Below are 22866 nucleotides of genomic sequence, written 5' to 3'. Positions count from 1 at the left end.
CCCGTGTGCAATCCGGCCCCCGCCCCCAGGAGCACCTGGTGCCCGACCCTATCCCCTTGCGTCCAGCGGGATTTCGCTCCACACCTGCTTGCCGCCGCTGACCGGCACGGTGCCCCAGGTCGCCGACATGGCCTCGACGAGGAGGATGCCGCGGCCGCCGGTGGCCTCCCAGCCGATGCTGGTGGGCTTGACGGGCGTACGGGGTGAGGTGTCGGCGACGGAGATCCGCAGGCGGTGGTTGATGAGGGTGATGTCGAGTCTGACCTGCCCGTCGGTGTGCACGAGGGCGTTGGTGACGAGTTCGGAGACGACGAGGAGCGCGCCGTCCATGCTGTCGTCGGGCACGCCCCAGGCGCGCAGGGTGCGCCGGGTGAAGCGGCGGGCGTGCCGGACCGCCTCCGGGACGCGCCACACCGTCCAGCTCTCCCGCAACGGGCGGGTCGCCAGACCGTCGTAGCGCATCAGGAGGAGAGCCACGTCGTCGCTGCGGTTGGCGCCCGTGAGCAGTCCGTCGGCCACCACTCCGAGGTGGGCGGGGTCGGACGCGGTCAGTTCGCCGGCCAGTCGGTTCAGTCCGTCCTCGATGTCGACCTCGGCGGACTCGACGAGACCGTCCGTGGTCAGGGCGAGGACCGTGCCGCGCTGGAGTCGCAGCGGGATCATCGGGAAGTCGGCCTGGGTGACGACGCCCAGTGGTGGTCCGCCCTCGGACACGGTGACCTCCGTTGTGCCGTCCGGGTGACGCAGCACGGGCGGGTGGTGTCCGGCGCGTACGCACCAGGCGGTGCCCTCCTCCAGGTCCACGTCGACGTAGCAGCAGGTGACGAAGAGGTCGGTCTCCAGGTCCATGAGGAGTCGGTTGGCGTGCTGCACGACGACGTCCGGGGGGTGGCCCTCGACGGCGTACGCGCGCAGGGCCGTGCGCATCTGGCCCATCAGGGTGGCCGCCTGGGCGTTGTGGCCCTGGACGTCGCCGATGACGAGGGCGACGTGGTTGTCGGGCAGCGGGATGACGTCGTACCAGTCGCCGCCGACCTCCAGGCCCGCTGTGGTGGGCAGGTAGCGGGCGACGGCGACCGCGCCGGGGATCCGGGGCAGGCGCCGCGGCAGCAGGGAGCGCTGGAGCATGCCGACCAGCTCGTGTTCGGCATCGAAGGCGCGGGCACGTGTCAGAGCCTGGCCCGCGAGGCCCGCGGACGCGGTGAGCAGCGCGCGCTCGTCGGTGCCGAACTCGTGCGGGTCGTCCCAGCCGATCAGACAGGCACCCGCCATCCGGCCGCCTGCGGGCAGCGGCAGGATGGCGAGACCGCCGGGGCCGACGTCGGCGAGCGCCGGTTCCAGAGGTGCTCCGGCGGGCCAGACGGCGGGGCGCCCCTCGATGAGGGCCGCCTCCAGCGTGGGCATGGCGCGTACGGGCGCGTCGGGCCACTCCGAGCGCCACTCGGAGCGCCACACCTCGGGCCAGGCTTCGGGTTCGGGAGGGTCGAGGAGGGTGACGACGAGACGGTCGCCCTCCAGCTCGGCGAGGGCGATCCGGTCGGCCCGCAGGGGGCCCCGCAGCGCGGACACCACGGCCCGGCCGACGTCGCGGACGGTGCCCGCGGTGGCGAGGGTCGAGGCGAGTCGCTGGACGCGGGCCACGTCACTGACGCCGGAGCGGAGCTTGGAGGTGTCGGCGACGGTGCCCACGAGGTGCGCCGGGCGCCCCTCTCCGCCGGGCACGAGACGGCCGTGCAGCCGTAGCCACTTCGGCTCTCCGGAGGGCTGGAGGATGCGGAACTCCAGCTCGCGGTCGCCGATGGACATGTGGTCCGCCTCCACCACGGACATCAGCGTGGGCAGGTCCTCGGGGACGGTCATCGACAGCAGGCTCTCGACCTTGCCGTCGAACTCCGCCGGGTCGAGGCCGAACAGCTCCAGCATCTCGTCGTCGACCTCGAGGTGCCCGGTGTCCATGGCGAGGTCGAACGAGCTGGTGGGCCGGGCGGCGGTGTCGCGCGGTACGCCGGGCGCGGGACAGACGGCGGCCTCGGCGATCAGGCCGAGGCACTCCCGGTCCTCCGCGTCGAAGCCGCCCGGGCGATCGCCGGCCGCCACGAGGCAGCCCCCGTCCGGCAGGGGCAGGACGGCCAGCCAGAAGTCCTGGGCCGGCAGCCTGCGGGCGTCGGCGCGGCGGGCGATCTCCGCCGGGCCGAGCCACAGCGGTCGGCCGGAGCGGTATACGTCCGCCACCGGGGAGCCGCCGGTGAGGACATAGCTGTCGCGCAGGCCGTAGAGCGTTCTGGGGACGCCCGCCGACTCGGACAGGTACAGCTCGTCGCCGCTCTCCGTGGGCAAGTACACCGCGACGACACTCGCGCCCGCGAAGACGAGTCCCTGTTCGAGAACGCGGCGCTGTCGCTCGCGCGGGTCCAGGTCCGGGGTGGGCGTCTTGAGGGCAAGTTCGGCACGCAGCGTCCTCTTTCCGCGTTCCGCCGCGCCCTCACTGACCACGTCCGCAATTACAGCGCTTCCGGGACGTCCGCGCAGCCCCTGTGACCGTTCCGGGGCCGTCGGGCCTGCGGCGGAGCCCGCATGCGGCACCCTGTGCCGCGCGTGGCGTTCGCCGTGCGGGAAGGGCCGTCACGAGGGAGCCTTGATCCCTGAGTCCCGTCGCGCGGCCCTGCGAGGAGGTGGTCGGCGTGTCGGACTGGCAGGGGTCCGTGCAGGCGCCGGCGGGTCGTCCGACGCCGGTCGGACGGCCGCTGCTGTCGCTGACGCTGGCCTCGATGATGGAGGAGGTCCACGCCCACTCCGGGGCGGTGTACCTGCTGACGCCGGGTGAGGCCGTGCTGGAGATGGCGGTCATGGCGGGCATGCCCAGGTCGTTCGCGGCGCCGTGGGAGCGGGTGGGGCTCAACGCGCCGATTCCGGTCGCCCTGGCGGTGCGCGAGCGGCGGCTGGTCTGGGTCGGCGGCGAGGAGGAGATGGCCCGCCGCTTCCCGCGGATCGCCGTGGTCCTGCCGTACCCCTTCGCGCTGGCCGCCCTCCCGGTGGCGACCGAGGGCACCGTGTACGGCGCCGTGTTCGTGACCTGGCCCGGCTCGCATCCGCCGGACCTCTCCGACCGGGAACGCGACCATCTCACCGCGTCCTGCGCCCGGCTCGCGCTGCGTCTGGAACGGGTGGCGGCGGAACGGCGTCCGCTCCGTCCCGAGCCGGATCTGCTGGCGTCGTCCGCGGCTCCGGCCGCCGGCGTGCTCGGCACGCTGGAAGCGGCGCGGATGGTGGCGCGACTGCCGTACGGGCTGTGCGCCCTGGACATGAACGGCCGGGTCAGTTTCGCCAACGCCGCGACGGCGGACATGCTCGGTGTCCCGGTCAGCGGGCTGCTGGGCAGCCAGCTGTGGGCGTCGGTGCCCTGGCTCAACGACCCCGTCTACGAGGACCGTTACCGGGCCGCGCTGATCAGCCAGCATGTGACGTCGTTCGTGGCGCTGCGGCCGCCCGGTGAATGGCTGTCGTTCCGGCTCTATCCGAGTACGACCGGACTGAGCGTGCGCATCTCCCGGGCCCGGGCGGTGGCCGAGATGGGGCGCGTCGAGTCCCGGCACGGCGAGGCCGACACCACCCCGCGCCTGGTGACCATCACTCAGGTGCTGAGTCTGGCCGGCGCGCTCACCCAGGCGGCGAGCGTCGAGGACGTGGTGCAGCTGGTGGCGGACGAGATCGCGCCGGCCGTCGGCAGCAAGGCCCTGGCCGTCCTCGGCTCGCGATCCGGCCGCCTGCACGTGCTCGGCCACCGTGGGTACGGGGACGCGCACGTCGTGGAGCGCTGGCACGGGGTGCCACTGAGCGCGCAGACTCCGGGCACCCAGGCCCTGAAGACCGGGGTGCCGGCGTTCTTCGACTCCCGTCAGCAGCTGGAGCGCCTCTACCCGGACCGGAGTGCGACGCCCGACGGGATGGCGGCGTGGGCGTATCTGCCGCTGATCGCGTCCGGACGGCCGGTGGGCGCCTGCGTCCTCGGGTACGCGGAGCCGCACACCTTCCCGGCGGACGAGCGTGCCGTGCTGGCCAGCCTCTGCGGTCTGATCGCGCAGGCCCTGGAGCGGGCCCTGCTCTACGACGCCAAGCTCCAGCTGGCGCACGGTCTGCAGGCCGCGCTGTTGCCGCACTCGTTGCCCACGCTGCCCTCGATCGAGGCGGCCGCGCGCTATCTCCCGGCCACTCAGGGGATGGAGATCGGCGGGGACTTCTACGACCTGGTGCCCTCGCACGGTCTGGCCGCCGCGGTCATCGGTGACGTGCAGGGGCACAACGTGACGGCGGCAGGCCTGATGGGGCAGATCCGCACCGCCGTACGGGCGTACACGACCGTCGGTCAGCCGCCGGAGGAGGTCATGCGCAGCACCAACCGGCTGCTGATCGACCTGGGGGCCGAGCTGTTCGCGAGCTGTCTCTATCTGCGTCTGGACCCGTCGCGCGAGGTGGCCGTCATGTCGCGCGCGGGTCATCCGCCCCCGCTGCTGCTGCGGCCGGACGGGCGGGTCCGGGTGCTCGACCTGGCCGGTGGGCCACTCCTGGGGATCGACGCGGCGGCCACGTATCCGACGACCGAGGTGCCGCTCGTCCCCGGTTCGGTCCTCGCCCTGTACACCGACGGTCTGATCGAGTCGCCCGGCGTGGACATCGAGGACGCCCTGGCCGACCTCGGCCGCAAACTCACCGAGGGCGGTGACCTGTCGCTGAACGCGCTGGCCGACCGTCTCGTCGAGCAGAGCGGGGCGGCGACGCAGGAGCGGCTCGACGACGTGGCGCTGCTTCTGCTGCGGGCGCGTGCGCACAACTGAGCGGTACCGGAAGCCCGCAGGCTCCGGCCCTCTCGTGAGCGGCGGGGGAAACGCGGTGGGGTCCGGCCCTCCCGCCGGAGGGCCGGACCCTTCCACTGCCGACCGGGCCGTGGTGGCGCGGCCGGGTCAGTGGCTCGTGGTCACCGGTGTCACGGGGTGCTGGTCACCAGGCCGGAGCCGGCGTCCATACCGGTGCTGGACTGGTCGCTGCCGGTCCCGGACTGGTCGCCCGCGGCCGGGTCGGTGGCCGCCGGGTCCGTGGCCGCGGGGTCCGTCGCCGCCGGGTCCGTGGCTGCCGGGTCCGTGGCCGCCGGATCGGTGGCCGCGGGGTCGGTGGCCGCGGGGTCGGTCGCGGCCGGGTCGGTGGCCGCCGGGTCGGTGGCCGCGGCGCTCGCGTCGCCGGCACCCGCGGCGCCACCCGCGCCGAGCGTCGCGCCGGTCGCCTGGAGGGCGGCGGTCACGGGCTGGAAGAAGGTCTCGCCGCCGACGGTGCAGTCACCGCTGCCGCCGGAGGTCAGGCCGATGGCGCTGCCGTCCTGGGTGAACAGCGAGCCGCCGCTGTCGCCCGCCTCGGCGCAGACGTTCGTCTGAATGAGACCGGTGACGGTGTCGACGCCGTTGGGGTCGGTCTCACTCTGGAAGTTGACCGTGGCGTCGAGACCGGTGACCGAACCGTCGTGCAGACCGGTCGTGCTGCCCATCCGGAGGACCTGCTGGCCGACCGTGGCGTCCGCAGCCTGGGTGATCTGGACGGTCTTCCCGTTGCCGACGTTCACCTCGCTCGCCGTCTGGGTGGCGGGGTCGTCGTACTTCACGAGGGAGAAGTCGCCGGCACCGGGGAAGGTGGCCTGGTCGACGGTCGCGATCGGCTGCCCGTTCTGCGAGTCCGACCACTGCTTGGCCGCGACACCGCAGTGCCCGGCGGTCAGGAAGGCGGGGGCGCCGTCGCTCGCTGTGACGTTGAAGCCGAGGGAACAGCGGACGCCGCCGCCGTTCGCCTGGGCGAAGATGGCGTCACCGCCCGACACGAACGTCTTGAACGTACCGGCGGACTTCTTGACCGTGGCCACGCCGGAACCGAGCGAGTCGACGGTCGACGTCAGCTTGGCCCACTTCGCACCCGTGACGGTGCTGTCGGCCGTGACCTGGACCTGGTTCGTCTTGGGGTCGATCGACCAGGCGGTGCCGGGGATGGTCGCGTCGGACTTCAGTGTCTTGGCAGCCGTCTTGAGCGAGGACAGGCTGTTGCTGACGCTGCGGGGAACAGCGCCGGCCTTCTCGACGGTGTTGACGACATTGCTGTTGTTGCCGACGACATTGATGATGACCTGCTGCTTCGAGGCGTCCCAGTACGCGCCGCCGAAGGCGTCACCGAGCTGGGAGGCGATGAGCGAGGCCAGGTTCGAGGCGTCCGCGGACTTCAGCGTCTTGGGAGTGGCGTCCTTCGCGTCGGTCTGCGAGGCGTTGGCGTGGGGCAGCAGCAGGGCCGCCGCTCCGAGCGCCGCGACGCCTCCGACAGCGATGGCGGCCTTGCGCTTGGGAATCCTTTTGTGACTCAACTCTTTGACCTCCTGGGGACGGGGTCGAGGCCACCGTCCGGCGGCTGACTAGGGGGCGCCTGGATGCCTGTTGATACGCGTGAGCCGCGCGGGCTGTTCAACTGTGTTTGAAAAAGAGCCGAGTTGGCTCGGCCAAACACATGAAATACGAGGCAATCGGGCCATTACACCGAGTGAGCGCGGAGCGGTGCGGTGCGAGCACCGCCCGCGCGCCGCCGGGCCGAGCGCGGGACGCCGGCCGGACCGATCCGACACGTTCCGCCACCGTTCGGTGACGGTCCGTCCTCCGGCGGGAACGGAATCCCGGCTTCAGGGAATCTGCACATCGAATACGCAGGCGCGTCACGGCGGACAGCGGATCTGCACACTCGCGCGCCCCCCTCCGCGCCATTGCGGTGGGACTGTCCCTTTCGGGCGCGGGGCGACAAGCGCGGGGACGGAACAATGCCGTGCAGCATGTGAAGAACTGACTGTCGAGACGTGCGCACACCTGCACGGTTGGGCCCCGGCCGGGCTCAAGTTCGCAGGTGAGAGCGCCGGTTGATTGGATGCGCGCGCCGCGAGCGTGCTTTGATCCGTTGCACCGCGGAGGTCGCAGCCAGGCATCCGGGAACGGGCGCCGCACAGCGCCCGGAATCGGGTGCCGCACCCCCGCGGTGGCGGCCGTCATCTGTCCCCAGAGGGGGGCCGCTCTCCCCCTTATGAATATCCATACGAAGGGAAGTTCCCTCATGAACTCCACCCCCCAGGTTGCCACCGCCGAGATCTCGGACGCCGACCTCGACAACGTCTCCGGCGGCCTGTCGCTGAACGCCGTTGGCACCGTCACCGGCCTGGTCGACGGTGTTGCCCCGGTCTCCGGCCTGGTCAACACGGTTGTCGGCACCGTCGAGGGTGTCACCGGCCTCAACACCGCCCCGGTCACGGGCCTGGTTGCCGGTCTCTGATCGCGTTTCAGTGCCGTTGAGTCCCGGAACCACTCCCCGGTTCCGGGACTTCTCGGATGCCGTAAACCTCTCGAACAGGTGAGGGAAGTCCCGTGCAGTTCCGCCAACAGGCCCTCGCCAAGCTGCAGTCGCCCGAAGAGCTCGACCTTCCGGTGCGCTTCGCCCGCCCCCAGGGCTGGCTCGCCCTGTCCGTGACGGTGGTCGTCATGGCTGCGGCGTCCGTCTGGGCCGTGACGGGCACGGTGGCGTCCACCGTGAGCGCGCCCGCCGTCCTCACCCACGGCGAGGGCAGTTACATCCTGCAGAGCCCCGTCGCGGGGCAGGTCACCGAGGTCGTCGCCCAGGAGGGCGAACGGCTGCCCGCGAACGCGCCGGTGCTCAAGGTCCGTACGTCCCAGGGCGGTACGACCGTCGTCCGCGCGGTCGCCGCGGGGCGCGTCACCGCGCTCGCCGCCACCATCGGCGCGATCATCTCGACCGGCACGAACGTCGCCGCCGTGGAGAAGGTCGCCCACGCCGACGATCCGCTCTACGCGACGGTGTACGTCCCCGCCGAGAGCGCCGCCACCATCCCCGCGAACGCCGCGGTCGACCTCACCGTGCAGTCGGTGCCGACCCAGCAGTACGGAGTACTGCGCGGCCATGTGAAGGCGGTCGGCCGGAGCGTGGAGACCCCCCAGCAGATCTCCTCCTTCCTCGGTGACAGCCAACTCGGCGAACAGTTCACCAAGAAGGGCAGGCCGGTGGCCGTCCTGGTCCGCCTCGACCGCTCCGCCGCGACGAAGAGCGGCCTGAAGTGGTCCTCGGCCGACGGGCCGCCGTTCGCGCTCACCTCCATGACCCTGGCCACGGGTTCGATCCGCCTGGCCGATCAGCGCCCCGTCGATTGGCTCCTGCCGTGACCGCCGCACCAGACACCCGGAGCAGACGCCGCACCGCCCCGCCCAAGCGCACGGTCCCCAAGGCGAAGGGGAAGACGGTCCGCACCCCCACCGTCCTCCAGATGGAGGCCGTGGAGTGCGGCGCCGCATCCCTCGCCATGGTGCTCGGCCACTACGGCCGCCACATCCCTCTCGAAGAGCTGCGCATCGCGTGCGGTGTCTCCCGGGACGGCTCGCGCGCCAGCAACCTGCTCAAGGCGGCGCGCAGTTACGGCCTCACGGCCAAGGGCATGCAGATGGACACGGCCGCGCTCGCCGAGGTGAAGGCGCCCGCGATCCTGTTCTGGGAGTTCAACCACTACGTCGTCTACGACGGCATGGGCCGCCGCTTCGGGCGGCGCGGCGTGCACATCAACGACCCCGGCAAGGGCCGCCGTTTCGTGCCGATGGAGGACTTCGACACCAGCTTCACGGGTGTGGTGCTGGTCATGGAGCCGGGGCCCGACTTCCACAGGGGCGGCCGCAAGCCGGGCGTCCTGGGTGCCATGCCGGCCCGGTTGCGCGGCACCTCGGGCACGATGCCCGCGGCCGTGCTGGCGAGCCTGCTGCTGGTCGCGGTCGGCGCGGCGGTCCCCGCGCTGAGCCGGACGTACATCGACACGTATCTGATCGGCGGCCGGACCTCGCTGCTGGGCGTGCTGTTCGCGTCGATGGGCGCCTGTGTGGCGCTGACCGTCGTGCTGACCTGGCTCCAGCAGGCGAACCTGCTGCACGGCCGGATCATCTCCTCCACCCTCTCCAGCGCCCGCTTCCTGCGCCATCTGCTGCGGCTGCCCGTCACCTTCTTCTCCCAGCGCAGCCCGGCCGACCTGGTGCAGCGGCTCCAGTCGAACGACGCGGTGGCCGAGACCCTGGCCCGCGACCTCGCGGCGGCCGGCGTGGACGCGATCGTGGTCGTCCTGTACGCGGTGCTCCTCTACACCTACGACCCGCAGCTCACGGCCGTGGGCATCGGCGTCGCGCTGCTCAACGTGATCGCGATGCGCATGGTGATCCGGCTGCGCGCGACCCGTACGGCGAAGCTGCGGGCCGACAGCGCGCGCCTCACCAACACCGCGTACACCGGCCTTCAGTTGATCGAGACGATGAAGGCGACCGGCGGGGAGGACGGCTACTTCCGCAAGTGGGCCGGGCAGCACGCGACCACCCTGGAGGAGCAGCAGCGCCTCGGGGTGCCGAGCGCCTGGCTGGGCGTGGTCGCACCGACGCTCGCGACGCTCAACTCCGCGCTGATCCTGTGGATCGGCGGTCTGCGGGCGGTCGAGGGGCACATCTCCGTCGGTCTGCTCGTCGCCTTCCAGGCCCTGGTCACCCGCTTCACCGCGCCCCTCACCCGGCTCAACGGCGTCGCGGGCCGCATCCAGGACTTCGCCGCCGACGTGGCCCGGCTCAAGGACGTCGAGAACTTCCAGACCGACCCGCTCTACGCCCGTTCCGGCAGCGGCGAGTCCACCCGCCGCCTCCAGGGTCATGTCGAGCTGGAGAACATCACGTTCGGCTACAGCCCGCTCGACAAACCCCTGCTCACCGGCTTCTCACTGACGGTCGGACCGGGCCAGCAGGTGGCCCTGGTCGGCGGCTCGGGCAGCGGCAAGTCCACGGTGTCCAGGCTCATATCGGGCCTGTACGCCCCATGGGAGGGCACGATCCGCATCGACGGACAGCGGCTGGAGGACATCCCGCGCGGCGCGCTCGCCGCCTCCGTCTCCTTCGTCGACCAGGACGTGTTCCTCTTCGAGGGGACGGTCCGCGACAACGTGGCCCTGTGGGATCCGTCCATCCCGGACGAGGCCGTGGTCGCGGCGCTGGAGGACGCGGCGCTGTACGACGTCGTCACGCGCCGCCCCGGTGGCATCCTCAGCCGGGTCGAGCAGGACGGCCGCAACTTCTCCGGTGGCCAGCGCCAACGCCTCGAGATCGCACGGGCGCTCGTGCGCCGGCCCAGCATCCTGGTGCTCGACGAGGTGACCAGCGCGCTGGACGCCGAGACCGAGCAGACGGTCATCGACAACCTGCGCAAGCGCGGCTGTGCCTGTGTGGTGATCGCGCACCGGCTGAGCACCGTGCGCGACAGCGACGAGATCGTCGTGCTGCAGCACGGCACGATCGTGGAACGCGGGCGGCACGACGCCCTGGTGGCGGCCGGCGGTCCGTACGCCGAGCTGGTCAAGGAGCGATGAGATGACCACGGTTCACGAGGGCGCACGCGAGGGAGACCTCGTCCTCGGCGCGCTCGGCGGTATGGGAACGCCGGTCGACTGCTCCGGCCTCGGCCGCCTCGACCTGGAGGGACCGCAGGTCCTCTGGCTGGTGGCGGCGGGCGCCATGGACCTGTTCGCGGTCGACGCCGTCCAGCAGGGCCACTGGCACCACCTCGGCCGCCTCGAAGCGGGCTCCCTGCTGCTGGGCCCCGTCGCCGGCCCGCAACACACCCTCGTGGGGCGGCCGTTGCGGGACTGCGTGGTGCGCCGGATCGTGCTGCGCGAGCTGTACCAGCCGGTGGACACCCAGACCTGGTCCTACGACGACTACGGCAACCCCCAGTACGTACCGCCGACGTCGAGCCCGCTGGAGTACGCCCTCGCCCTCGGCGTCGGCCGCAGCCTGTCCATTCTCTTCCAGGCGCCGATGGCCACGGAGAACGCCGCCGCGCTGACCGATGACGACGTCTTCTGGATGCAGGTGCCGCCCGGGAGTGTCCAGTACGGCTCCCTGTACGGCGCCGAGGCGGCGGCCGATCTGCTGATGGACTCCGGTGTCTGGCAGGGCATGGTCGACCAGCAGTACCGGCTGCTGTCCACGCTCGACCGCTGGATCGAGCAGCTGGAGGCCAGCCACGAGGACCGCACGGCGGCGGGCATCAAGGCGGGCGAGGCCGTCCGCGCCCAGGCCGACCGGACGCTGCTGGCGTCGATCGGCAAGTCGTCCAAGCGCCCGACGGCGGCCGACGCGGACGCCACGTACGCGGCGTGCAAGCTGGTCGCCCGCGCGTCCGGGATCACCCTCGCCGAGTCCGCGCAGAGCGGCACGGAGAGCGACCGGCTCGACCCGGTGGAGCGGATCGCGCTCGCCTCGCGCGTCCGCACCCGTGCCGTACGCCTCGACGGGCGCTGGTGGCGCGACAACATCGGCCCGCTGGTGGGCCACCGTGCCGTGTCGGGCTCCCCGGTCGCGCTGCTGTGGCGGCGCGGCGGCTACGTGGCCGTACAGCCGTCTTCGGGCCGGGAGACCCCGGTCGAGAAGGCCAACGCGCCGGAGTTCGAGCCGCGGGCCGTGATGTTCTACCGTCCGCTGCCCGAGCGGAAGCTGAGCCCGCTGCGGCTGCTGCGCTTCTGCCTCCAGGGCACCGGCGGCGACCTGCGCAACCTCGCGATCAGCGGTCTCGTCACGGTCGCGATCGGCGCGCTGGTGCCGATCGCCACCGGCCAGGTGCTCGGCGAGTACGTGCCCAAGGCCCAGCACGGCCTGATCGTGCAGGTCTGTCTGGCCATCATGGTCACCAGCATCGTGTCGGCCGCGTTCATGCTGCTCCAGAACCTCACGATGCTGCGGATGGAGGGGCGGATCGAGGCGACGCTCCAACCGGCCGTGTGGGACCGGTTGCTGAGGCTGCCCACGAAGTTCTTCACGTCCCGCTCGACGGGTGAGCTGGCCAGCGCGGCCATGGGCATCAGCGCGATCCGCCGCCTCCTCGCGGGCGTCGGTCCGACGCTCGCGCAGGCGGGCACGGTCGGCGCGATGAACCTGGGGCTGCTCCTTTGGTACAGCGTGCCCATGGCGCTCGCCGCGATCGGCATGCTCGTCGTCATCGCGGCCGCGTTCCTCGGGCTCGGTCTGTGGCAGGTGCGCTGGCAGCGCCGTCTGGTCGTCCTCAGCAACAAGCTCAACAACCAGGCGTTCCAGACCCTGCGCGGCCTGCCCAAGCTGCGGGTCGCGGCGGCCGAGAACTACGCGTACGCCGCCTGGGCGGGCGAGTTCGCGCGCAGCCGCGAGCTTCAGCAGAAGGTCGGCCGCATCAAGAACCTCACGACGGTGATGGGCGCGGTGTACCTGCCGCTGTGCTCGCTGCTGATGTTCATGCTGCTCGCGGGTCCGGCGCGCGGCTCGCTGTCGGCCGCCGACTTCCTGACCTTCAGCACGTCGATGACGATGCTGCTGACCTCGGTCACCCAGGTGACCGGCGCGTTCGTGTCGGCGGCGGCCGCGTTGCCGATGTTCGAGGAGATCAAGCCGGTGCTCGACGCCACGCCGGAGGTGCGGGTGGCGAGCACCCGCCCCGGGGTGCTGTCCGGTGCGATCGAGGCCCGGCGGCTGTCCTTCCGGTACGCCGACGACGGCCCGCTGGTCCTGGACGACGTGTCGTTCGACATCAAGCCCGGCGAGTTCGTGGCGGTCGTCGGCCCCAGCGGCTGCGGAAAGTCCACGCTGCTGCGGCTGCTGATCGGCTTCGACAAGCCGGTCTCGGGCAGTGTGCTCTACGACGGGCAGGACCTGGGAGCGCTCGACCAGTCCGCCGTACGCCGTCAGTGCGGTGTGGTGCTCCAGCATGCCCAGCCGTTCACCGGCTCGATCCTGGACTGCATCTGCGGTACCGAGCCGTACACGCCCGAGGAGGCGATGGCGGCGGCCGAGATGGCCGGCCTGGCCGAGGACATCAGGCGGATGCCGATGGGGCTGCACACCATCGTCTCCGGCAGCGGCGCGATCTCGGGCGGCCAGCGGCAGCGCCTGATGATCGCCCAGGCGCTGATCCGCCGGCCCCGCATCCTCTTCTTCGACGAGGCGACCAGCGCGCTCGACAACGAGACCCAGCGCACGGTCATCGAGAGCACCCGGGCGCTCAACGCCACCCGGATCGTGATCGCGCACCGGCTGTCCACGGTGATGGACGCGGACCGTGTCATCGTGATGGAGGACGGCCGGGTCGCCCAGCAGGGCCCGCCCGCGCATCTGCTCGCGGACACGGGCGGGCGGCTGCACGAGCTGGTGCGACGGCAGCTGGCCTGAGTCGGCGCCGTCGGCCACTCCCCGGCACCGCGGCTCCGTCAGTCCATGCCCGGCACCGGAGCACCGGAGGGGACCCCGGCCTCGACGTAACGGGCGTAGATCTCCTTCCAGGGCGCGGTGGCCCCGGCGTGCGGGCCCTCGAAGCGTTCGCCGCGGGCCTTCGTGTCCAGGGCGGCGAGGCACACCTCCCAGCCGGCGCCGTTGCGGGCGGCGGTGTTCTCGGCCGCGAGGACGTGGGTGAGGGTGAAGTGGGTGCGCTTGTCGTCCAGGGCGTCGAGGTCGAAGCGGAGCTCGTCACCGCCCCAGTCGAAGGAGAGGTGCCGGGGCGGGTCGACGGCGAGGACCCGGCCCGTGGACTCGGGCATGTTCGGGTCGCCGCTGAACCTGATCGTGCCGCCGGGGCGCAGCTCGATCTCGGCCCGGGACGGGAACCACTCGACCAGTTCGTCCGGGTCGGTCACGAACCGCCAGACGCGGTCGACGGGGTGTTCGTAGGTGCGGCTGAAGCGGACGGCGGGGCGGCCGTCGTCGAGGGTGAGGTAGGTGCCGGTGAGCGCGGTGGGTTCGGCGGACATGCGGCTCAGTCCTTAGGGGTGGGGTCTTCCGGGGGGTCCGACGGCTCCAGCGCCGTCCTGTCCAGGCGGCGGCCGAGGGCGTCCAGGCTCTCGTTCCACAGCTTCCGGTACGGGGTCAGCCAGGCGTCGAGTGCGGCGATCGGGGCCGGGTCGAGGGCGTAGACACGGCGTTGCGCGTCCTGTCGTACGCGTACCAGGCCCGCGTCCCGGAGCACCCGCAGATGCTTCGACGTGCTCGGCTGGCTCAGACCGCACGCCTCCACGATCTCTCCGACCGGCCGCGGGCGCTCAAGGAGCAGCGCGACGATCGCACGACGGTGGGGGTCGGCGAGAGCGGTCCAGAGGGTGGCGTCGGACATGGCCCCAATATGCCTCGACGGTTATATGCCCGTCAAGGCATACATGCCGGAGCCGACCGACTCCAGCCGCCGCCGTGATGACCACCTCACCCGACACCCTCAGCGAAACGTTGCCGTTTCGTTGGGGGTGCTCTAGTCTTCGAGGTGTACGAAACAGTTTCGTTTACGTTCCTGTAACCCCTGAGCGACTTCCCTGGAGTGGTTCTCCCATGTCCCAGACCCTGACCGAAGGCGCCCGCAAGGGCACCGTGGACGGTTCGTCCACTCCATCGTCCAAGCGGTGGTGGATCCTCTCGATCATCGGCATCGCACAGCTGATGGTGGTCCTCGACGCCACCATCGTGAACATCGCCCTCCCCTCCGCCCAGGCGGACCTCGGCTTCTCCGACGGCAACCGGCAGTGGATCGTCACGGCGTACTCGCTGGCCTTCGCCTCCCTGCTGCTGCTCGGCGGACGCATCGCCGACCTCTTCGGACGCAAGCCCGCCTTCCTCATCGGTATCGCCGGATTCGCCGGAGCCTCGGTGCTCGGCGGCGCCTCCACCAGCTTCGGGATGCTGGTCACCGCGCGCGCCCTGCAAGGTGTCTTCGGCGCGCTGCTCGCGCCCGCCGCGCTCTCGCTGCTGAACACGACGTTCACCGACGCCAAGGAACGCGCCAAGGCGTTCAGCGTCTACGGGGCGATCGCCGGCGCCGGTGGCGCGGTGGGCCTCCTGCTCGGCGGTGTACTCACCGACGCGCTCGACTGGCGCTGGACGCTGTTCGTCAACCTCGTCTTCGCCGTCGTCGCCTTCGCCGGTGGCTGGGTGCTGCTGAGCAATCACCGTGACGCGGCGAACTCCAAGCTCGACCTGCCGGGCACGCTGCTGGTCTCCTCCGGTCTCTTCGCCCTCGTCTACGGCTTCTCCAACGCCGAGACGCACGACTGGAGTTCACCGCTGACCTGGGGCTTCCTCATCGCGGGTGGTGTCCTGCTGAGCGCGTTCGCCTGGTGGCAGACGCGCGCCGAGCACCCGCTGCTGCCGATGCGCGTGCTGCTCGACCGCAACCGTGCCGCGTCCTTCATCACCGTTCTGATCACCGGCGCGGGCATGTTCGGCGTCTTCCTCTTCCTCACCTACTACCTGCAGCTGAACCTGGGCTTCAGCCCCACCAAGACAGGTGTGGCGTTCCTGCCGATGATGGCGGCCCTGATGGTCATGGCCCAGGTCTCCACCACCGTCCTGGTGCCGCGGATCGGACCGAAGGTCGTCATCCCCGCGGGCTTCGCGATCGCGGTGGGCGGCATGGCCTGGCTGACCGGCATCTCAGTCGCCTCCGACTTCTCGACCGCCGTGCTGCCGCCGCTGCTGCTGATCGGCGCGGGCCTCGGCATCGTGATGCCGCCCGCCATGTCGCTGGCCACCAGCGGGATCGCGGCGGAGGACGCCGGTGTCGCCTCCGCGACGGTCAACACCATGCAGCAGGTGGGTGGTTCGATCGGTACGGCGCTGCTGAACACGCTGGCCGCGAGCGCCGCGACGAGCTATCTCGCCGGCAAGGACGCGACCAGCAAGCTGGTCCAGGCGCAGGCGACGATCGAGAGCTACACCACCGCCTTCTGGTGGTCGGCGGGCTTCTTCGCCGCGGGCGCGGTGATCGCCTTCCTGCTCTACCGCCGCGGAACCCTGGACGCGGACCCGGACGCCGTGCGGGCCGTCCACATGTAAGTCCCGTGTGATCACTCACAGGCCGAGGGGCCGCCGTCTGCAGGGAGACGGCGGCCCCTCTCACGTCTGCGGCGGCGGGCCGTCACGGCGGCCGTCCGGGGATGCCGGGCGGGTTCGTTCCGCTGGGTGCGGAGGGCCGGTACACGACGAGCGTCCGCCGCCCCTTCTCCAGCCTCAACCCGGGCGGCGCGGGCGCGACTTCACCGTCGTAGGCAAGTGTGTCCGTACCACCGAGCTCCGCCAGCTCGACCCACGAAACCGTCTCCGCTCCATAGACCCGGGACCGGCCGAGCGTGCCGGCGAGCGCGGAGACGATCACCCGGGTGCGGGCGAGCCGGTGTTCGCCGTCGATCAGGCGCAGGTCGATCAGCCCGTCGTCCAGGCGGGGCCGGTAGGCGGGAGCGAAGCCCTGGGGTTCGTAGCGGCCGTTGCCCGCGAAGAGCAGCCACAGCCGGCGGTGGTGTCCGTCGACGCTCAGTTCCACGGGCGTCGCGGTGCGCAGCACCCGGACGAGGGCGACGGCCGCCGCCGGCCACTTGCCCAGGCGCTGCTCCAAGTGCTCCCGCATCCGCACGAGTTCGGGGTACAGGCCGATGCTGAAGGTGTTGAGGAACCGCACCTCGTGACCCGTCCCCGACCGCGCCACGCCGAAGTCCACGGCCACCGCCTCGCCCCGCGCGACCGCGACGGCGGTGTCCTCGGCATCCCGTACGCCGACGTCCTGGGCGAAGTGGTTCAGGGTGCCGCCTGGGAACACCGCGAGTGCGAGCCCCCGCCCGGCCGCCGCGCGGGCCGCCGCGTTGACACTGCCGTCGCCCCCGCACACCCCGAGCGCACCGCCCGCAGCCCCGGCCCGCTCGACCGCCCTGTCCACCGCCCGCTCCAGCAGCGCGGCGAAGTCGTCGTCCGGGCCGCGCTCGACCAACTCGGCCCGCGGCAGCAGTCCGCGCAGCCGCTCGGCGGGCGACGACGGGGTGCCGGGCGCCCCCGTCCCGGCCCGGGTGTTGACGAAGACGACGAGTCCTTCGCCGCCGGGCAGCGCGGGCGCGGACGCCGAGGGCCGTTCGCGCGCCGGGAGCGCGGGGCGCGGCGGCCACCAGCGGCAGGTGAGCGCGGCGGCCGCGACGCCGATCGCCATCCCGGCCAGCACGTCTGCGGGGTAGTGCACCCCGACGTACACCCGCGAGAAGGCGACGGCGGCAGCGAAGGGTGCGACCAGGGCGCCGTATCCGGCCGACTCCAGGGCGACTCCGGTGGCGAACGCCGCGGCCGAGGCGGAGTGGCCGGAGGGGAAGGAGGTGGTGTGCGGCTGGCGTTTCAGGTGCCGGATCGACGGCACATGCTCCAGCAGCGGACGGGGCCGCCGGGTGCTCCACTTCACGACGGTGTTGACGGTCAGCGAGGCGATCGCGAGCGAGCCCACGCCCCGCAGGGCCGCCCGGCGGGGCGCCCGGCCCCCGACGAACGCGAGACCGGCCGCCGTGCCGAGCCACAGCCGTCCGTGATCGGCGGAGCGGCTGAGCCGCCGCAGCGCCGGATCCGCGCCGGGCACCCGTGCCGCGGCCACCCGCGTGAACAGCCGCCGGTCCCACTCGCCGAGAACTCTCATGCCCCACGGCTACGGCACTCGGCCCGCCTCGGCATCCCCAGTCAATACGCCATCCCCAATATTCACCCGTTCGAGTGAACAGGGTGGTGTCTGTGGCGACCTGAGGATGTTTCCGGCCGGGCCGGGGTAGCTAGCGAGACCACATGACCCTCGCAGATTCCGGGCTTCCCTCGACCAACCCCTACGCCCACAGTTATCCGCGCGGTCCGTTCACCGTGGTCGAGGTGACGGGAGAGATCGACATCGGGACGGCTCAGGCGCTGGCCGAGCATCTGTCGGCGGCGACGGCCCGGGCCGAGCCGGACGTGCTGGTCGATCTGCGCCGGGTGGCCTTCTTCGACTGCTCGGGCCTGCGCGTACTGTGCCGGGCCGAGACACGGGCGCGGGAGCGCGGCGGACGGCTCCGCGTCGTCTCCGACGGGCCCCGCGTCCACCGCCTCCTGCGCGCCGCGCACCTGCTCAGCCGCTTTCCGCCGCTGGCCGGCCTCCCGGAACCACCGCAATCGCCGCACCCGCAAAACCGCCCGGCAGTTCCTCCTCCGTCCCGTCCGGGAAGCGAATCAGAACCCCGCCCCCGGTCGTGACCCGGGCGCTCGCGCCGACGAGTTCGGGATCGCGGCCGAGGACCACCAGGGTGACGAGGAGATGGACCCCGCCGGGGTGAGCGGGCAGCGCGAGATGGGGAGTCGCGGAATGGACCCCGTAGGCGTTGGCGTCCCTGGCCCGCGCGACCAGTCCGTTTCCCGACGTGTCCCAGCCGAGCAGTCCGACGACCGCGCTCGTCAGCCCGTCCGGGCGTCGCGCCCGCGCCCATCGCGGCCCCGTGCCCTCCGCAGGCGCCCCGGCGTCGTCGGCCAGCGCCCACCCCCCTTCCCGTACGACCGCGCCGCGCGGCCCCGCCACCCGGTGCACCCGGACCTCCCACGGACCGTGCACCACGCTGGTCGTCTCGATGCGGTGCTCGGCGCCCGCCAGACGTGCCGTGTGCCAGGAGGCGGCGCGGCGCCCGGCCGCGCCCAGCGGATGGATCCGGCCGCGCCGGGACCGCGTGCCGTCCGCCGCGACCAGCGCGAGCTGGTTGTCGATCCCGGCGCCCCCGGTGGCGATCCCGGCCCACTCGGTGTCGGGCGCGGCCGCGCTGGCGTAGGCGAACCTCGTGTAGTGCGGGCTGTCCTCGTCCGGTGCGGGCGGGGGCGGCAGTCGGTCGCTCCCGTGGTTCACCAGGCGTACGACGCCGTCGGCGGCCGTCGAGTGCAGGAGCCAGCCCGGGACGGGCAGCGCCACGCACGAGTCGGCGCTGTCCACCGGGCCGGGCTCCTCGGGAACCGTCCACACGGGGTGGTCGGCGGGGAGCAGCAGGCCGAGGAACGCCTTGCTCGCCCAGTACGGGGAGGCGGGTCCCGAGTAGCGCTGGGTGACCGGGAGAAAGGGGCGGTACCAGCCGAGCGACAGCAGCCCCTTCTCGTCGGGCGCACCGCGTTCGGCGAAGTGCTTCAGGGCTCCGGAGGCGAGGCGTCGGGTCAGGCCCGGTGCCAGCGGGGTGGCGTCGGCGAGGACGCCCGCCCACAGGGGGGCGGTGGTCGCGAAGCGGTAGGTCAGGGAGCGGCCCTGGTGCACGGGGGCGCCGTCCGCGCCGAAGAAGTACTGGTGGACGCCGAGGAATTCGCGTAGTCGGGCGCGGTGCTCGGCCACCAGCTCCGGGGCGGCCCGCGATCCGGCGACACGCGCCCACAGCACCGGGTACAGGTGCAGGGCCCAGGCGTTGTAGTAGTCGAACTTGCGGCCGTCGCCGTCCGTGTACCAGCCCTCCCCCCGGTACCAGTCCCCCAGCCGCGCCAGCCCGGCGTCGATCTCGTCCCGGCTGTGCGGGGCGCCGACCGAGGCGAGGAACTCCTCCGTGATGACCTGGAAGAGCCGCCAGTTGGAGTCGTTGGCCCTCGCGCCGATGAAGCCGCTCAGCCAGTCGACGACACGGCTACGTACGGAGTCGTCGAGGCGGTCCCAGATCCAGGGGCGTGTCTCGTACAGGGCGATCGCGACGGACGCGGCCTCGACCATGGGCTGGCCCCGGTCGGTGATGGGCGGCCACCGGTCCGGTCCGTGCGGGTCCGTCCCGGCGGTGAGCCCGGCCGCGTAGCGTTCGATCAGCCCGGGTCCCACCCGGCCGCCGGAGCCCGCGATACGGAAGGCGGCGAGCAGGAAGGAACGTGCGTAGCCCTCGAGGCCGTCGGACCAGGGTCCTGAGTGACTGGCCCGGCCGGGGAGTCGGTACTGGGCCGAGGTGGGTGAGGCGTAAGGGAGCAGTCCGTCCAGGAGGCGGTCGGCGGTCGCCTCCCAGTGGGCCCGGGTCCAGCCGGTGACCGGCGAGGTGGTGGGGTCGGGGGGCGGCAGGTGTGTCGGGGCGGTGAGCGACACATGCGGCACGGTCATACGGGGGTGGATCCTCCGTCTTCTAGGCCCCCGGCGGGGGCGGCTGGACGCTGTCGCGCACGACGATGTGGGTGCCGAGCAAGTGGTGGGCGCCCGCCGCGTGTTCGGGGTCGCGCAGGGCGATGCGGACGGCGGCGCGGCCGAGTTCCTCGGCGGGAGTGCGGACGGTGGTGAGCGGGGGGTTGAAGTCCTCGGCGAGCGGGATGTCGTTGTAGCCGACCACCGAGATGTCCTGGGGCACGCGCAGCCCGGCGTCGGCGATGGCCCGCAGGGCTCCGGCGGCGACCATGTCGTCCCCGGCGAAGACGGCGGTGAAGCGCGCGGGGCCGGGGTTCGGGGTGGCGGTGTCGGGGGTGAAGGTGCCGACGGTGGCGGTGTCCGGGGTGGCGGTGTCACCGGGGCCCGGGCCCCCGCCCGCCTTGAGCAGTTCCGTCATCGCGCGGTGGCCCGCGGCCCGGCCCAGGCCGCAGTCGACGACGTGGGCGGCCCCGGGGCCCAGGCCGTGTTCGGCGAGTGCGGCCCGGTATCCGGCGACGCGGGCGTCGAGGGCCGTGTTGCCCGGCAGGCCGCCGAGGAAGACGATCCTGCGGTGGCCGGCCGAGAGCAGATGGCCGGTGATCGCGCGTGCCCCGGCCTCGTTGTCGAACTCGACGACGAGCGCCGGGATGTCGGGATCCGGCGCGGGCCTCCCGCACAGGACGAGCCGCGCGCCGGACGAGGCGAGGGCCTGGGCGTAGTGCGCGACGCGCTCGCGGTAGGCGTCGTCCTCGACGACCCCGCCGACGAGGATCACCAGCCGTGCGCCCTCCTCGCGCATCAGCTGGACGAACTCCAGCTCGCGCCCTGGGTCACCGCCCGTGGTGCCGACCAGGCAGAGCCAGCCGCGGGCGGCGGCCTCCGCCTCGACGCCCTCGGCGACCTGGGCGTAGAAGGGGCTGGTGACCTGGCGCAGGACGACGGCGACCATCTTGCGGCCGCCGCCGACCAGGGCGCGGGCGTGCGCGTTGGCGACGTAGTCGAGGTCGCGGGCGGCGCGCAGCACCCGGGCCCTGGTGGACGCGGGCACCGGGTGGTTGCCGCTGAGCACGCGCGAGACCGTGGCCATGGACACTCCTGCCCGCTCGGCCACCTCGCGGATCGTGACCCGCCCCTTCGACGTCATGTCGTTCCCCATCCCCATGCCCATCCCCCGTGCCTCTCCTTCGACCGGCTCCACCGCCTCAGGTGTTGGCGGCGTAGTCCTTCGCGAACTCCTCGGCCATTCTGTCGCCGCCGCGGTCGCCCCATTTCCTCGCGGCCGCGTCGAGCTCGGACAGCGGCAGGCGGCCCGCGATGACGCCGGTGACCGTGTCGTCCATCAGCGCCCTGAGCGTGGTGCCCTGGGCGGTGTACGTGCGGGACTGCAATCCGAAGGACGCGTTGCGGATCGCCACCGGGACCACCTTCACCTGCCAGGCGTGCAGGGCGCGTACGGCCTCGGGCATGCCCGGCACGAACAGCACCTGGGGCCCCTCGGCGAGGTACTTCAGCGGCAGGTTGGTGTTGTTCTCGACGTCCCCGAGTTTGGTGGCCTCGGGCGAACCGTCCTTGCCGCGGGTGAAGTGGGTGCCCTCGACGCCGTAGTGGACGAGTTCCCACTCCTTGCTGCCGAAGGGCGCGGCGAGGTAGTTCAGGACGCGCAGGAGAAGCTCGATGCGTTCCTTCTTCGCCTTCTTCAGGATCGTGTAGCCGAAGGAGCGGCGCCCGGCGACGATCCCGCCCGGTGTCCCGTCCACGCTGTACGGCAGCGCGGCGGCCGGGGTCAACAGGCCCTTGGAGTCCAGGTACTTGGGGAGGTACCCGCCGAATCCGTCCTGCATGGAGCCGACGGTGCCGTTGAGGAAGAGCGTGCTCAGGTCCGGCTGGGAGAGGGAGGTGGCGTCGGGGTGGTAGGAGCCGTTCTTGCGGAGCTGGGCCTGGTAGGCGACTGCCGCCTTGTAGCGTTCGTCGCCGTAGTTCGCGTGGAAGGTGCCGTCCTTGTCCACGGCCCAGCCCTGCGGCGCGTTGTGCGCGGCGGAGTGCACCGCGTTGCCGAACAGCGAGCCGGTCGCGGCCCCGAGTGCGTACTTCTTTCCGCTGGTGCCCTTCTTGGCGACGGCGGCGAAGTCCTGGGAGGTCCAGCCCTCCTTCATCCCCGCGTCGGTGAAGAAGGCCTGGTTGAGCCAGAGGGTGGAGCCCGGCAGCGGGCGTTCCAGGGGGATGCCGTAGATCCGGCCGCCGACGCGGCCCATGTCGCGCCAGGCGTGGGTGGGGATGTTGGCGAGGTTGGGGTGGTCCGCGATCGCCGCGCCGGAGAGGTACGGGGTGAGGTCCTCGGCCCTGCGCTGTACGAACTGGGCCTCGCGGGGCAGTACGAAGCCGGAGAAGACGTTGATGATGTCGGGCAGTTCGCCCGGGTCACCGGCCATCACCGTGGCCATCTTCTTCTGGTAGTCGGTCTGCGAGATGATCGTGTATTCGATCTTCACGCCGAGCGCCTTCTCGACCGCCGCCCAGAACTGGTTCGCGGAGGCCGGCTTGGGCGGCGTACCGAAGGTCACGGACATGACCTTGACGGTGGAGCCGTCGCCCGGTGTGCCCGGGACGGCCGTGACCAGGTTGGCGGGGTAGGCCGTGTATCCGGCCTGGACCCCGGCGTCGGTGGGAGCGAGGTCGGGCTTCGGGCCGGCGAACGCCTTGTACGCGGGCCAAGGGGCCAGCTTTTTCCCCGCGTTGGAGACGTCGCCGTCACCCGAGCCGGTCGAGCAGGCGGCCAGTGTGCCGGGTGCGGCGAGCGCGGCGCCGCCGACGGCCATCGAGCGCAGCAGGGTGCGCCGGGACAGGGAGGGCATGGGAAACCGACCTTTCCTGGTGGACGGA

Annotated in this window: 14 protein-coding genes and 1 pseudogene; 7 read left to right on the top strand and 8 right to left on the bottom strand. The window is 72.2% G+C overall.

Annotated elements, in window-relative coordinates; translation table 11 throughout:
• Positions 1–48: 48 nt before the first annotated feature.
• A complete protein-coding gene (locus tag ACZ69M_RS11585; protein ID WP_470048885.1) occupies positions 49–2493 on the bottom strand; it encodes a SpoIIE family protein phosphatase in 2445 nt (814 codons plus the stop codon).
• 179 nt (positions 2494–2672) lie between these two features.
• On the opposite strand from ACZ69M_RS11585, the gene ACZ69M_RS11580 reads away from it, so the two are divergent.
• Positions 2673–4832, top strand: coding sequence for a SpoIIE family protein phosphatase (locus ACZ69M_RS11580; RefSeq protein WP_470048883.1), 2160 nt, complete (start codon positions 2673–2675; stop codon positions 4830–4832).
• 149 nt (positions 4833–4981) lie between these two features.
• On the opposite strand, the gene ACZ69M_RS11575 is transcribed toward ACZ69M_RS11580, so the two are convergent.
• Entirely contained in the window at positions 4982–6391 is a 1410-nt protein-coding gene (locus tag ACZ69M_RS11575) for a S1 family peptidase (RefSeq protein WP_470048881.1), read from the bottom strand.
• A 731-nt stretch (positions 6392–7122) separates the two neighbouring features.
• On the opposite strand from ACZ69M_RS11575, the gene ACZ69M_RS11570 reads away from it, so the two are divergent.
• The 4 genes from ACZ69M_RS11570 (at position 7123) to ACZ69M_RS11555 (ending at position 13286) form a co-directional block, all read left to right on the top strand.
• Complete coding sequence (locus ACZ69M_RS11570) at positions 7123–7338, top strand: hypothetical protein (protein WP_054236564.1); 216 nt, start codon at positions 7123–7125, stop codon at positions 7336–7338.
• A gap of 92 nt (positions 7339–7430) precedes the next feature.
• Positions 7431–8240 (top strand): hypothetical protein, encoded by an 810-nt coding sequence (locus tag ACZ69M_RS11565; protein ID WP_470048879.1) that lies wholly within the window; start codon positions 7431–7433, stop codon positions 8238–8240.
• Entirely contained in the window at positions 8237–10459 is a 2223-nt protein-coding gene (locus ACZ69M_RS11560; protein WP_470048877.1) for an NHLP family bacteriocin export ABC transporter peptidase/permease/ATPase subunit, read from the top strand. The genes ACZ69M_RS11565 and ACZ69M_RS11560 overlap by 4 nt, the downstream gene beginning before the upstream one ends.
• A 1-nt stretch (position 10460) precedes the next feature.
• Positions 10461–13286: an NHLP bacteriocin export ABC transporter permease/ATPase subunit gene (locus tag ACZ69M_RS11555; protein ID WP_470048875.1), complete on the top strand. Its 2826-nt coding sequence runs from the start codon at positions 10461–10463 to the stop codon at positions 13284–13286.
• Between the two features lie 38 nt (positions 13287–13324).
• Here the strand turns inward: ACZ69M_RS11555 and ACZ69M_RS11550 are convergent, their stop codons facing one another.
• Entirely contained in the window at positions 13325–13861 is a 537-nt protein-coding gene (locus tag ACZ69M_RS11550) for an SRPBCC family protein (protein WP_470048873.1), read from the bottom strand.
• 5 nt (positions 13862–13866) lie between these two features.
• Positions 13867–14220 carry an ArsR/SmtB family transcription factor gene (locus ACZ69M_RS11545; RefSeq protein WP_470048871.1) on the bottom strand — a complete coding sequence of 118 codons (354 nt, stop codon included), beginning with the start codon at positions 14218–14220 and terminating at the stop codon, positions 13867–13869.
• 209 nt (positions 14221–14429) lie between these two features.
• Here ACZ69M_RS11545 and ACZ69M_RS11540 point away from each other — a divergent pair, with 209 nt between their 5' ends.
• Positions 14430–15929: an MFS transporter gene (locus ACZ69M_RS11540; RefSeq protein ID WP_470048869.1), complete on the top strand. Its 1500-nt coding sequence runs from the start codon at positions 14430–14432 to the stop codon at positions 15927–15929.
• Positions 15930–16011: 82 nt separating this feature from the next.
• Here the strand turns inward: ACZ69M_RS11540 and ACZ69M_RS11535 are convergent, their stop codons facing one another.
• On the bottom strand, positions 16012–17538 hold the full coding sequence (locus ACZ69M_RS11535; RefSeq protein ID WP_470048867.1) for a phosphatase PAP2 family protein: 1527 nt from the start codon (positions 17536–17538) through the stop codon (positions 16012–16014).
• 143 nt (positions 17539–17681) lie between these two features.
• Here ACZ69M_RS11535 and ACZ69M_RS11530 point away from each other — a divergent pair.
• A pseudogene (locus ACZ69M_RS11530) lies at positions 17682–17978 on the top strand (STAS domain-containing protein); the annotation flags it as partial.
• A gap of 19 nt (positions 17979–17997) precedes the next feature.
• Here ACZ69M_RS11530 and ACZ69M_RS11525 read toward each other — a convergent pair.
• From ACZ69M_RS11525 to ACZ69M_RS11515, 3 genes are read right to left on the bottom strand one after another with little or no spacing between them, the layout of a single operon-like run.
• Positions 17998–19968 carry a DUF2264 domain-containing protein gene (locus ACZ69M_RS11525; protein ID WP_470048865.1) on the bottom strand — a complete coding sequence of 657 codons (1971 nt, stop codon included), beginning with the start codon at positions 19966–19968 and terminating at the stop codon, positions 17998–18000.
• Between the two features lie 22 nt (positions 19969–19990).
• Entirely contained in the window at positions 19991–21130 is a 1140-nt protein-coding gene (locus tag ACZ69M_RS11520) for a LacI family DNA-binding transcriptional regulator (RefSeq protein WP_470049340.1), read from the bottom strand.
• A gap of 58 nt (positions 21131–21188) precedes the next feature.
• Positions 21189–22838, bottom strand: coding sequence for a type 2 periplasmic-binding domain-containing protein (locus ACZ69M_RS11515; RefSeq protein ID WP_470048864.1), 1650 nt, complete (start codon positions 22836–22838; stop codon positions 21189–21191).
• Positions 22839–22866 lie beyond the last annotated feature (28 nt).

It is taken from the genome of Streptomyces sp. NPDC107454 (genome assembly GCF_055582885.1).
This window is presented reverse-complemented; position numbering and strand designations above follow the sequence as displayed.